The organism is Enterobacter cloacae complex sp. I2 (assembly GCF_014896205.1).
In the GTDB taxonomy this organism is placed as follows: domain Bacteria; phylum Pseudomonadota; class Gammaproteobacteria; order Enterobacterales; family Enterobacteriaceae; genus Enterobacter; species Enterobacter quasihormaechei.
Window position 1 is genome coordinate 111,933 of record NZ_JADBRA010000009.1, and the last position, 11,638, is coordinate 123,570.

The 11,638-nt window shown below is 56.2% G+C and carries 12 protein-coding genes; 5 read left to right on the top strand and 7 right to left on the bottom strand.

The window, feature by feature from the left end:
• Nucleotides 1–17: 17 nt before the first annotated feature.
• Nucleotides 18–2,408 carry a glucose/quinate/shikimate family membrane-bound PQQ-dependent dehydrogenase gene (locus tag IM300_RS09875; protein WP_063450629.1) on the bottom strand — a complete coding sequence of 797 codons (2,391 nt, stop codon included), beginning with the start codon at nt 2,406–2,408 and terminating at the stop codon, nt 18–20.
• A 205-nt stretch (nt 2,409–2,613) separates the two neighbouring features.
• Between IM300_RS09875 and hpt the strand changes: the two genes are divergently transcribed.
• Nucleotides 2,614–3,150: a hypoxanthine phosphoribosyltransferase gene (gene hpt / locus IM300_RS09880; RefSeq protein WP_063450628.1), complete on the top strand. Its 537-nt coding sequence runs from the start codon at nt 2,614–2,616 to the stop codon at nt 3,148–3,150.
• A 90-nt stretch (nt 3,151–3,240) separates the two neighbouring features.
• On the opposite strand, the gene can is transcribed toward hpt, so the two are convergent.
• Complete coding sequence (gene can, locus IM300_RS09885) at nt 3,241–3,903, bottom strand: carbonate dehydratase (RefSeq protein WP_003856301.1); 663 nt, start codon at nt 3,901–3,903, stop codon at nt 3,241–3,243.
• 107 nt (nt 3,904–4,010) lie between these two features.
• On the opposite strand from can, the gene IM300_RS09890 reads away from it, so the two are divergent.
• From IM300_RS09890 to IM300_RS09905, 4 genes are all read left to right on the top strand, one after another.
• Nucleotides 4,011–4,937 (top strand): ABC transporter ATP-binding protein, encoded by a 927-nt coding sequence (locus tag IM300_RS09890; RefSeq protein ID WP_193036330.1) that lies wholly within the window; start codon nt 4,011–4,013, stop codon nt 4,935–4,937.
• Nucleotides 4,934–5,704 (top strand): ABC transporter permease, encoded by a 771-nt coding sequence (locus tag IM300_RS09895; RefSeq protein ID WP_006810078.1) that lies wholly within the window; start codon nt 4,934–4,936, stop codon nt 5,702–5,704. The genes IM300_RS09890 and IM300_RS09895 overlap by 4 nt, the downstream gene beginning before the upstream one ends.
• A 112-nt stretch (nt 5,705–5,816) precedes the next feature.
• Nucleotides 5,817–6,257, top strand: coding sequence for a PTS sugar transporter subunit IIA (locus tag IM300_RS09900; RefSeq protein ID WP_193036332.1), 441 nt, complete (start codon nt 5,817–5,819; stop codon nt 6,255–6,257).
• 63 nt (nt 6,258–6,320) lie between these two features.
• Nucleotides 6,321–7,568 (top strand): polysaccharide deacetylase family protein, encoded by a 1,248-nt coding sequence (locus IM300_RS09905; RefSeq protein ID WP_107534710.1) that lies wholly within the window; start codon nt 6,321–6,323, stop codon nt 7,566–7,568.
• Between the two features lie 3 nt (nt 7,569–7,571).
• On the opposite strand, the gene panD is transcribed toward IM300_RS09905, so the two are convergent.
• The 5 genes from panD to pcnB all read right to left on the bottom strand — a co-directional run bounded on the left by panD (nt 7,572) and on the right by pcnB (nt 11,637).
• Nucleotides 7,572–7,952, bottom strand: coding sequence for an aspartate 1-decarboxylase (panD, locus tag IM300_RS09910; protein ID WP_006810068.1), 381 nt, complete (start codon nt 7,950–7,952; stop codon nt 7,572–7,574).
• A 33-nt stretch (nt 7,953–7,985) separates the two neighbouring features.
• On the bottom strand, nt 7,986–8,837 hold the full coding sequence (gene panC / locus IM300_RS09915) for a pantoate--beta-alanine ligase (protein WP_193036334.1): 852 nt from the start codon (nt 8,835–8,837) through the stop codon (nt 7,986–7,988).
• 11 nt (nt 8,838–8,848) lie between these two features.
• Nucleotides 8,849–9,640: a 3-methyl-2-oxobutanoate hydroxymethyltransferase gene (gene panB, locus IM300_RS09920; RefSeq protein ID WP_112791963.1), complete on the bottom strand. Its 792-nt coding sequence runs from the start codon at nt 9,638–9,640 to the stop codon at nt 8,849–8,851.
• Nucleotides 9,641–9,763: 123 nt separating this feature from the next.
• A complete protein-coding gene (gene folK / locus IM300_RS09925; RefSeq protein ID WP_112791962.1) occupies nt 9,764–10,243 on the bottom strand; it encodes a 2-amino-4-hydroxy-6-hydroxymethyldihydropteridine diphosphokinase in 480 nt (159 codons plus the stop codon).
• Nucleotides 10,240–11,637, bottom strand: coding sequence for a polynucleotide adenylyltransferase PcnB (pcnB, locus tag IM300_RS09930; RefSeq protein ID WP_370552237.1), 1,398 nt, complete (start codon nt 11,635–11,637; stop codon nt 10,240–10,242). The genes folK and pcnB overlap by 4 nt, the downstream gene beginning before the upstream one ends.
• Nucleotide 11,638: the final 1 nt, after the last annotated feature.

Here is an 11,638-nt window from a genome sequence, read left to right on the forward strand (position 1 = left end):
GCCACCGGGCTTTTTCATTACTTAGCGTCGTCAGGCAGTGCATACGCGACAATATAGTCGCCCATCTTCGTACCAAACGAACCGTGACCACCCGCAGAGATGACAACGTACTGCTTGCCATTCACTTCATAGGTCATCGGCGTTGCCTGGCCACCGGCCGGCAGACGGCCCTGCCACAGTTTTTCACCGTTGGTCATGTTGTACGCGCGCAGGTAGTTATCTGCGGTCGCCGCGATGAACAGCACGTTACCGGCGGTGGAGATTGGGCCACCCAGCATTGGCATACCCATATTGAATGGCACCGGAACCGGCATTGGGAACGGCATGCTGTCCTGCGGCGTACCAATACGTTTCTTCCAGACAATCTTGTTGGTCTTCAGATCCAGGCCGGAGATATAACCCCAGGCAGGCTGTTTACACGGCAGACCGAACGGAGAGAGGAACGGATTCAGAGTCACACCGTAAGGAACGCCATACTGCGGCTGGATACCGGCTTCGGTACCGCTGCCTTTCGCATCCTTCGGCTGCTCCATTGGGTTACCCGGACCGCGTGGGATCAGACGGGACACGAACGGCAGCGCCATTGGGTTAGCGATAGCGACCTGACGGTTCGGGTCAACGGAGATCCCGCCCCATTCGAACATCCCCAGGTTACCCGGGAAGACCAGCGTACCCTGCTCTGACGGTGGGGTGAAAATCCCTTCGTAGCGCAGCTGATGGAACATCACGCGGCATACCAGCTGGTCAAACATGGTAGCACCCCACATGTCCGCACCGCTGAGGTTTTTCTCCGGACGGAAGCTCAGGTCAGAGAACGGCTGCGTTTTGGTGACGTAGTCGCCTTTGGCAGCGCCCTGTGGAACCGGTTTTTCCGGCGCAGGCACAACCAGCTTACCGTTGCTGCGATCCAGCACGAAGATGTTGCCGGTTTTCGCCGGGGCGTAAATCACCGGAACGGTTTTGCCGTTAACGGTAATATCCGCCAGCGTCGGCTGGGATGGCATATCCATATCCCACAGATCGTGGTGAACGGTCTGATAGCTCCACGCCAGTTTACCGGTCGTTGCGTTCAGCGCCACGATGGAGCTGGCGTAACGTTCCTGCTCCGGCGTGCGGTTACCGCCCCAGATATCCGGCGTGGTCACGCCCATTGGCAGGTAAACCAGGTCCAGCTTCGCGTCATACGCGGCCGGTGCCCATGAGTTCGGCGAGTTAAAGGTAAAGGTGTGCTCGTCAGACGGGATTGCGTTTGGATCTTTCGCGCCCGGGTCGAAGGCCCACAGCAGTTTACCGGTGTTCACGTCGAAACCACGGATAACGCCGGAGGTTTCACGGGTAGAGAAGTTATCCGTTACCGAACCGGCAATCACGATGGTTTTATCGGTGATGATTGGCGGGGAGGTTGGCTCATACAGACCCGGCGTGGTGTCCGGCATGTTGGTCTGAAGATTCAGGATACCTTTGTTGGCGAAGGTTTCGCACAGCTTGCCGGTCTCAGCGTTAATGGCAAACAGGCGGCCATCGTTCACCGGCAGCATAATGCGGCGAGGACAGTCGGCAATGACTTCCGGGCTGGCATTATCCGCGCGCGCTTCGTGGTAAGAGACGCCGCGGCAGGTGATGTGCTGGAACGACGGGTTGGAGTTCAGCTGTGGATCGAAGTGCCATTTCTCTTTACCGGTGGCCGCGTCGAGCGCGAACAGACGCTGGTGCGCCGTACACAGGTAGAGCATGTTGCCCACTTTAATCGGGGTCACTTCGTTGGTCAGCTCACCCGGATCGTTCGGCATTTTCAGGTCGCCGGTGCGGAATACCCAGGCTTCCTTCAGGTTTTTCACGTTGTCCGCGTTGATCTGCTTCAGCGGGGAGTAGCGTTGACCTTCCTGATTACGGCCATAAGCGGGCCAGTCGCCGTCTGCCACCTGCGAAATAGCCGCGGCTGGCGTGGATTCTGTGTTCAGCGTACCGTGGATCTCCTGCGGGTCGTTGAAACCGGCCCAGGTCAGGATACCGCCGCTAATCAGCAGGGCAACGAGCAGGCCGGCTACGGCACCGCTGGACGGGACGATCAGACGACGCCAGACAAACGGCAGGATCAGCCAGATACCGAAGAAGACCAGAATGTCGCTGCGCGGCGTCAGCGCCCAGAAGTCGAACCCGACTTCCCACACGCCCCAGATCATGGTGGCAAGGAGCAGGGCGGCATACAGCCACAGAGCAGAACGTTTTCTCCGCAACAGCAGGACGGTTACGCCAACCATAACCAGACCCGCAATCGGGTAGTACCAGGAGCCGCCAATAGCGACCAGCCAGACGCCTCCGATCAACAAATACAGCGCGCAGAATGCGGCAAACGCGGCTGTTAATGTTACCAGTAGACGCGGCTGCTTAGTTTTTGTTTCAGCCATAGAAAAGTACTCGTCAGTTTTGTTAATTATTTGCTAGCAATTAATTATAGGTATTAACAACTGTGATCGGAATCACAAATATTGCTTTTATAACTCATACGCCAGGCTTATCCATTTACTGATATAATGGCTGGCTTGCGTATCGATGCCGGAGCAAGATTCATCCGCATTGAGAGATTTTCATTAAAATCATTTGGTTAGTAATATGAAACATACTGTTGAAGTGATGATCCCGGAAGCCGAGATCAAAGCGCGTATCGCCGAACTGGGTCGTCAAATCACCGAGCATTACAAGGACAGCGGCAGCGAAATGGTGCTGGTTGGTCTGCTGCGCGGTTCTTTCATGTTCATGGCAGACCTGTGCCGTGAAGTGCAGGTACCGCACGAGGTCGATTTTATGACCGCTTCCAGCTACGGCAGCGGCATGTCCACAACCCGTGATGTGAAAATCCTGAAAGATCTGGATGAAGATATTCGTGGCAAAGATGTGTTGATCGTTGAGGACATCATCGACTCCGGCAACACGCTCTCTAAAGTGCGGGAGATCCTGAGCCTGCGCGGACCAAAATCGCTGGCGATTTGTACCCTGCTGGATAAGCCTGAGCGCCGTGAAGTACAGGTGCCGGTGGAGTTCGTTGGCTTCTCCATCCCGGACGAATTCGTCGTGGGTTACGGCATTGACTACGCGCAGCGTTATCGTCATTTGCCGTATGTTGGCAAGGTCGTGATGCTGGACGAGTAATCGTGGCGTGTTGCCCGGTGGCGCTCCGCTTACCGGGCCTACGAAGGGCACGTGTAGGCCGGGTAAGGCGCAGCCGCCACCCGGCTTTGTTTATTTGTGGTTAACGTGCTTAAGCTTGAGGTTGGCAATCCCCGAGCGGTAACGCTGCTCCAGCGTTTCACGGTTGGTGGCGGTCACTTCCAGATTGCGCAGCAGGCCGTCGTGAATACCGTACGCCCAGCCGTGGATAGAGACCTTCTGCCCGCGTTTCCACGCCGACTGCATAATGGTAGAGTGGCCCAGGTTGTACACCTGCTCCATCACGTTCAGCTCGCACAGGGTGTCGAGACGGCGTTCCTGCGGCATTTCGCCCAGCAGTGAGCTATGTTTGAACCAGATATCACGAATGTGCAGCAGCCAGTTATCGATTAGCCCCAGCTCTGTATTTTCGACCGCCGCCTGCACGCCGCCGCAGCCGTAGTGGCCGCAGATAATTATGTGCTCGACCTCCAGAACATCAACGGCATACTGAACAACCGAAAGGCAGTTGAGATCGGTATGAATAACCAGATTAGCAACGTTGCGGTGAACAAACAGTTCGCCAGGCTCAAGACCGGTCAGACGTTCGGCGGGGACGCGGCTGTCGGAACATCCAATCCAGAGAAAGCGCGGGTTCTGCGCTTGTGCAAGTTTTCCAAAAAATCCGGGGTCTTCCTCCACCAGCATTTTTGACCATAGTGCATTGTTGCTGATGAGTGTATCTATGTCGTTCATGGAGGTTAGCGACCTGTAACCAAGTGATTGCGTTGCGCTACTATAGGGTAACCCGACTTTTAATGAAACCACACAACGTGTGTCAGAACTTAAGGTAAGTTGAATTCATGGCGATTGCACTGGAGCTGGAACAGCTCAAAAAAACCTACCCGGGAGGCGTTCAGGCGCTGCGCGGGATAGATCTTAAAGTCGAAGCGGGAGATTTCTACGCGCTTCTGGGGCCGAACGGGGCGGGGAAATCCACCACCATCGGGATCATCAGCTCGCTGGTCAACAAAACTTCCGGTCGCGTCAGCGTGTTTGGCTACGATCTGCAAAAAGACGTGGTCAACGCCAAGCGTCAGCTGGGGCTGGTGCCGCAGGAGTTTAACTTCAACCCGTTTGAAACGGTGCAGCAGATTGTGGTTAACCAGGCGGGCTACTACGGCGTCGAGCGTAAAGAGGCGGTGGAGCGTAGCGAAAAGTACCTGAAACAGCTCGATCTGTGGGAAAAGCGTAACGAACGCGCGCGGATGTTGTCCGGGGGGATGAAGCGCCGCCTGATGATTGCCCGCGCGCTGATGCATGAGCCAAAGCTGCTTATTCTCGATGAGCCGACCGCCGGGGTGGATATTGAACTGCGTCGATCCATGTGGGGCTTCCTGAAGGATCTGAACGATAAAGGCACCACCATCATTCTGACCACGCACTATCTGGAAGAGGCGGAAATGCTGTGCCGCAATATCGGCATTATCCAGCACGGCGAGCTGGTGGAAAACACCTCAATGAAGAATCTGCTCTCCAAACTGAAATCAGAGACCTTTATCCTCGATCTGGCGGCGAAAAGCGCACTGCCGAAGCTGGAGGGGTATAACTACCGTCTGGTCGATACCTCGACGCTGGAAGTGGAAGTGCTGCGCGAGCAGGGGATCAACAGCGTGTTTTCACAGCTGAGCGCGCAGGGCATTCAGGTATTAAGTATGCGTAACAAAGCGAACCGACTGGAAGAGCTGTTTGTCTCTCTGGTGCACGATAAACAAGGAGACAAGGCATGACGCATCTTTACTGGGTCGCGCTGAAAAGCATCTGGGCGAAAGAGATCAACCGCTTTATGCGTATCTGGGTGCAAACCCTGGTGCCGCCGGTTATCACCATGACGCTCTACTTCATCATTTTCGGTAACCTGATTGGTTCCCGCATCGGTGAGATGCACGGTTTCACCTATATGCAGTTCATCGTGCCGGGCCTGATCATGATGGCGGTGATCACCAACGCTTATGCGAACGTGGCGTCGTCGTTCTTCAGCGCCAAGTTCCAGCGCAACATTGAAGAGCTGCTGGTGGCGCCGGTGCCAACGCACGTCATCATCGCCGGTTACGTGGGCGGCGGCGTGGCGCGCGGGCTGTGCGTGGGGATCCTGGTAACGGCCATTTCGCTGTTCTTCGTGCCGTTCCAGGTTCACTCCTGGCTGTTCGTGGCGCTGACGCTGTTGCTGACGGCAATCCTGTTCTCGCTGGCCGGCTTGCTGAATGCGGTGTTCGCGAAAACGTTTGACGACATCAGCCTGATCCCGACCTTTGTGCTGACGCCGCTGACCTACCTCGGCGGGGTGTTCTACTCCCTGACGCTGCTGCCGCCGTTCTGGCAGGCGCTCTCGCACCTGAACCCGATTGTCTATATGATCAGCGGTTTCCGCTTCGGTTTCCTCGGCATTACCGACGTGCCGCTGTTCACCACCGTTGTCGTGCTGGCGGTGTTTATCGTGGCGTTCTACCTGCTGTGCTGGTATCTGATCCAGCGTGGTCGCGGCCTGCGCAGCTAAACCTCTGCCTTCTGCCCGGCGACGTACCGTCTGCCGGGCACTTTCTTTGACAGTTATCACCGTAAACTAACCTTCACTCCGGTAAACTACTCGCCTGCTAAGGAGAGACGTTATGCTGGGATGGGTGATCACCTGCCACGATGAAGTGGCGCAGGAAATGCTGCTGAAGCTGGAGGCCCGATTTGGTCCCCTGGCGCAATGCCGCGCGGTAAACTACTGGCGAGGGCTAAGCACCAACATGCTCAGCCGAATGATGTGCGACGCGCTGCATGAAACCGACACCGGTGATGGGGTGATTTTTCTCACCGACAGATCGGGCGCGGCGCCTTATCGTTCAGCGGCATTAATGAGCCACAAGCACGATAACTGTGAAGTGATCTCCGGTATCAGCCTGCCATTACTCGAAGTCATGTACCCGCTACGCGCAACGTTGAGCAGCGCTGAGTTTCGCCACGCCATTGTGGCGCAGGGCTCGCCGGGCGTGAGTAGCTTATGGCACCAGCAGCAGAAAAACCCGCCTTTCGTTCTGCTTCACGATCTGTATAAGCATTAAACATTGGTATTGATGACGCTTTTGCTACAATGGCGGCTGATTTTCCGTGTCGATTTATATCCCATGCTCATGCGCGTTATCTTTATCCTTCTGCTGCTGGTTTCCGGTGGTGCGTCTGCCAGCCTGACCAGTCAGCAAGGCTTACCTGCTCAATATATGCAAACCACTGAAGATGCGGCCATATGGGCGCAGGTGGGTAACGCCGTGGTGAACGTGGGTAACGTCCGCGCCGGGCAGATCCTCGCCGTTTTTCCGGCGGCAGCTGATTACTACGAATTTCGTTTTGGATTTGGCACGGGCTTTATTGATAAAGACCACCTTGAGAAAGTGCAGGGTAAACAACGCGTTGAGGATAGCCTGGGCGACCTCAATAAGCCGCTCAGTAATCAAAACCTCATCACCTGGAAAGACACGCCTGTCTACAATGCTCCCAGCAGTGGAAGCGCGCCGTTTGGCACCTTAAGCGCCAATCTTCGCTATCCGATCCTGAATAAGCTGAAAGACCGCCTGAACCAGACCTGGTTCCAGATCCGTATCGGCAATCGTCTGGCGTGGATCAGCAGCCTGGACGCGCAGGAAGATAACGGGCTGCCGGTTCTGACCTATCATCATATCCTGCGTGATGAAGAGAACACCCGTTTTCGCCACACCTCCACGACGACCAGCGTACGCGCGTTTAATAACCAGATGGCCTGGCTACGCGATCAAGGCTATACCACGCTGACGATGTACCAGCTGGAAGGGTACGTGCGTAACAAAATGAACCTCCCCGCGAAAGCGGTGGTGATCACCTTTGACGACGGCCTCAAATCGGTGAGCCGCTACGCGTATCCGGTGCTGAAAAAGTATGGCTTCAACGCGACGGCGTTTATTATTTCATCCCGTATCAAGGGCCATCCGCAAAAGTGGGACCCAAAATCGCTACAGTTCATGAGCGTTCAGGAAATTAAGAGCATCCAGGACGTGTTCGACATCCAGTCTCACACCCATTTTCTGCATCGCGTGGATGGGTATAAACACCCCATCTTACTGAGCCGCAGCTATCATGTGATCCTGTTTGATTTTGAACGCTCGCGGCGTGCGCTGGCGCAGTTCAATCCGCGCGTGCTGTATCTGTCGTATCCGTTTGGCGGCTATGACAAAAAAGCGATAAAGGCGGCGAATGATGCCGGTTTCCATCTGGCCGTGACGACGATGAAGGGGAAGGTGAAGCCGGGGGATAATCCGTTCTTACTGAAACGCCTGTATATCTTAAGAACGGATTCGCTGGAGACGATGTCGCGGCTGATCAGTAATCAGCCGCAGGGGTAAGCGTCAGGCAACCTGAACCGGAATCGCCTTAGCGGTGCGCTTCATGTCGTTATCGCCTTCAAAGTAAGCGACCTTTGGCTGCCAGCGGCGCGCTTCTTCATCAGACATCATGACGAAGCTGGCGATGATCACAATATCACCCACGTCCGCGCAGTGTGCCGCCGCGCCGTTCACGGAGATGATTTTGGAGCCGCGCTCGGCGGCGATCGCGTACGTGGAGAAGCGCTTGCCGTTATTCACGTTCCAGATATCAATCGCTTCGTTTTCGAGAATACCCGCCGCGTCGAGAAAATCCTGGTCGATCGCGCAGGAGCCTTCATAGTGCAGGTCGGCCTGAGTGACTTTCACACGGTGAAGCTTACCTTGCAGCATTTTGCGAATCATTACGTTTACCTTTCATCTTCCGGGTAGAAAAAACTACGCCAGCTCAACCACTTTGTTGTCGATAAGGCGAGCCTGGCCGAGCCATGCCGCCACCAGAATTACCGCACGTTTGCTGGTCTCTGACAGCGCCAGAAGCGTATCGGCATCCCGAATTTGCACGTCGTCAGCGCGAAGACCTTTGTCGTTCAGCGCTTGTTCAGCCAGAGCAACAATCTCTTCCGCGGTTAACGCTTTCGCCAGCAGCTGCTCTGCCATGGTATTCATGACCTTGCTTAAGCCCGGCGCAATTTTACGCTGTTCGGCGGTCAGGTAGCCGTTACGGGAACTGAGCGCCAGGCCGTCTTTTGCACGCACAATCGGCACGCCGACAATCTCTATGTCGTAGCCCATGTCGGCAACCAATTTGCGGATCAGCGCCAGCTGCTGGAAATCTTTCTCACCGAAGCAGGCGATGTCCGGCTGCACCAGGTTAAACAGCTTGCTGACGATGGTGGAGACGCCGCGGAAATGGCCCGGGCGGCTGGCGCCTTCCAGCATGGTGGAAATGCCCGGTACGTCCACGTAGGTCGCTTCACCGGTTCCCTGTGGATAAACGTCTGCCGGAGCCGGCGCGAAGACGATATCCGCATGACGTTTTTTGAGCTTCTCGCAATCTTCCTGCAAGGTGCGCGGGTAGCGCGCCAGATCGTCTTCACGATCGAACTGCATCGGGTTAACGAAGATACTGACTACCACGATATCTGCACGGGCTCTCGCTTCATCGACCAGCTTCATATGGCCGTCGTGCAGGTTGCCCATGGTTGGGACCAGTGCGATACGTTTACCTTCCTGACGCGCCCGGCGGATATGCTGGCGCAGCAGCGGCAGGGTTTCTATGATTAGCACACCATGACTCCTTAATGGAAACTGTGTTCTTCGCCCGGATACACGCCGGACTCAACCTCGGCAATATACTGCCGCACCGCAGCGCGCATGTCGCCTGCTTCTGTCAGGAAATTTTTGGCGAATTTTGGAATATGTCCGCCGGTGATCCCGAAGGCATCATGCATCACCAGAATCTGGCCGTCGGTGACGTTGCCCGCGCCGATGCCGATAACCGGAATCGACAGCGCCTCGGTGATGCGTTTAGCCAGCTCAACCGGCACGCACTCCAGCACCAGCAACTGCGCGCCGGCGGCTTCCAGCGCCAGGGCATCATCGAACAGCGTCTGCGCCGCATCGCCGCGCCCCTGAACCTTGTAGCCACCAAAAATGTTTACTGACTGCGGCGTCAGCCCTAAGTGCCCGCAAACCGGCACGGCGCGTTCGGTGAGCATTTTCACCGTGTCCACCAGCCAGGCGCCGCCTTCAATTTTGACCATATTGGCGCCGGCGCGCATCACGGCTGCCGCATTTTCAAAGGCCTGTTCCGGGGTGGCGTACGCCATAAACGGCAGATCGGAAAGCAGCAGGCAGGTGGGGGCACCCCGGCGCACGGCGCGGGTATGGTATGCAATATCGTCGACCGTGACCGGCAGAGTGGAATCATGCCCTTGTACCGTCATCCCTAACGAATCTCCGACCAGCATGACGTTGATCCCCTCTTCGGCAAACAGTTTTGCGAAGCTGTAGTCATACGCGGTGATGGTGGCGAAGCGTTTTTTTTCCTGTTTGCATTTCTGCAATAAGGAGATGGTGGTTGGTTTCATACTGTTTCCTGATGGCCCAAAAGCGAATCTTTGCGCATTCTAACAGTAACATTCGAGGGAACAATGATTTTAGGCAATCGATTAACCACAATTAACAAATGGCTAATAGACGGTGACGCGGGATTACCAGCGGGCCGGTTTTTCCACGTTCAGGTTTTGCAGAACGGTCTTCAGCGAGGTGCCGTCAGGGAAGGTGAGATCGGGGGCGATTTCATACAGCGGCCAGAGCATAAACCCACGGTTTTTCATGTCGTAATGCGGAACGGTGAGGCGTTCGGTGTTAATCACCTCGTGGCCGAAAAGCATCATATCCAGGTCGAGCGTGCGCGGCCCCCAGCGTTCGGCTTTGCGGACGCGACCCTGCTGTAGCTCAATGCGCTGGGTGTTATCCAGCAGCGTTTCAGGATCAAGGGCCGTTTCCAGCGCCACGGCGGCATTCAGATAGTCAGGCTGATCCTGCGGGCCGAGCGGTGGCGTACGGTAAAACGAAGAGACCGCAACGATGCGGCTTTGCGGGATCTCCCCCAGCGCCTGCACGGCAGCGTTAACCTGCTCCAGCGGAGAGGCCAGATTGCTGCCGATGGCGATATACGCGAGGGTCATACCGTGCCTTCACGACGCGGTGCGCGCTTGCGCGGACGACGGTGACGACGGCGCGGCGCCGGCTCATCATCCAGATCCGTAAGCATATCTTTTTGCTCCGGTGGCGCAGAAACCTGAAACTCGCCCCACCACTGCGCCAGGCGCTGTAGCTCCGGGTTTCTTTCCACTTCAGCACGCAGAGAGAGCAGGTCGAACGCGGCGCGGAACTTCGGATGCTCCATCAGCTTCCAGGCGCGTTTACCCTGACGGCGGGACATGCGCAGCTGAAGCTGCCAGATATCACGCACCAGCGTGGTAATACGTTTCGGGATCGCCAGCGTACGACAGCCTTCGTCCAGCACGTCGTTTGCCGCCAGCGCGAACGCATCATAATAGGCGAGACCGCTCTCCTGAGTGATGCGCTGTGCCGTTTCCAGCAGCGGATACCAGAACATGGCCGCGAACAGGAATGCCGGGTTAACGCGCATATCGTTATGAATGCGGATGTCAGTGTTCTTCAGCACCTGCGCAATCATCCGCTCCATTGCGCTGTCACCGTTTTCGGTGAAGTAGCGGGTAATGGTCGGGAACAGCGGCTGGAACAGGTTGTATTCGCGCAGCAGATTGTAGGTTTCAAACCCGTAGCCTGCCTGGAGCAGCTTTAATGACTCTTCGAACAGACGGGCAGGGGGCACGTCGTTAATCAGCGTTGCCAGGCGTGGAATAGGTTCTGCGGTTTCCGGGCTGATACGCATGTTCAGCTTGGCGGCGAAACGCACGGCGCGCAGCATCCTGACCGGATCTTCGCGATAGCGCGTTTCTGGCGTGCCGATCAGACGAATCAGGCCGTCTTTCAGGTCCTGCATGCCGCCGACGTAGTCACGCACGGTGAAATCCGCCACGCTGTAGTAAAGGCTGTTGATGGTGAAATCGCGACGCTGAGCATCTTCTTCAATAGAGCCGAAGATGTTGTCGCGCAGCAGCATGCCGTTTTGACCGCGCTGGGAAGTGGTGCGATCGTTGACGCCCGCTTCGTGGTGACCGCGGAAGGTCGCCACTTCAATAATTTCCGGGCCAAACATCACGTGCGCCAGACGGAAACGGCGGCCAACCAGACGGCAGTTGCGGAATAATTTACGCACCTGCTCAGGCGTGGCGCTGGTCGTCACGTCGAAATCTTTTGGTTTTTTGCCCAGCAGTAAATCGCGAACCCCGCCGCCGACGAGATAGGCCTCGTAGCCTGCTTTATTCAGACGATAGAGCACCTTGAGGGCATTTTCACTGATATCTTTGCGGGAAATGTTGTGCTGCTCACGCGGAACGACCGACATGTGTGGCTGTGCAATAGCGTCGTTCGCCATGCTCTCTTCGCGGCTCAGCACTTTACGGCAAAAATTAGCGACTCGGGTAAAAATA

What these genes read in the sequence shown, in the direction of transcription:
- IM300_RS09875 (WP_063450629.1), bottom strand. Translation starts at nt 2,408, where the DNA reads ATGGCTGAAACAAAAACTAAGCAGCCGCGTCTACTGGTAACATTAACA.
- hpt (WP_063450628.1), top strand. Translation starts at nt 2,614, where the DNA reads ATGAAACATACTGTTGAAGTGATGATCCCGGAAGCCGAGATCAAAGCG.
- can (WP_003856301.1), bottom strand. Translation starts at nt 3,903, where the DNA reads ATGAACGACATAGATACACTCATCAGCAACAATGCACTATGGTCAAAA.
- IM300_RS09890 (WP_193036330.1), top strand. Translation starts at nt 4,011, where the DNA reads ATGGCGATTGCACTGGAGCTGGAACAGCTCAAAAAAACCTACCCGGGA.
- IM300_RS09895 (WP_006810078.1), top strand. Translation starts at nt 4,934, where the DNA reads ATGACGCATCTTTACTGGGTCGCGCTGAAAAGCATCTGGGCGAAAGAG.
- IM300_RS09900 (WP_193036332.1), top strand. Translation starts at nt 5,817, where the DNA reads ATGCTGGGATGGGTGATCACCTGCCACGATGAAGTGGCGCAGGAAATG.
- IM300_RS09905 (WP_107534710.1), top strand. Translation starts at nt 6,321, where the DNA reads ATGCTCATGCGCGTTATCTTTATCCTTCTGCTGCTGGTTTCCGGTGGT.
- panD (WP_006810068.1), bottom strand. Translation starts at nt 7,952, where the DNA reads ATGATTCGCAAAATGCTGCAAGGTAAGCTTCACCGTGTGAAAGTCACT.
- panB (WP_112791963.1), bottom strand. Translation starts at nt 9,640, where the DNA reads ATGAAACCAACCACCATCTCCTTATTGCAGAAATGCAAACAGGAAAAA.
- folK (WP_112791962.1), bottom strand. Translation starts at nt 10,243, where the DNA reads ATGACCCTCGCGTATATCGCCATCGGCAGCAATCTGGCCTCTCCGCTG.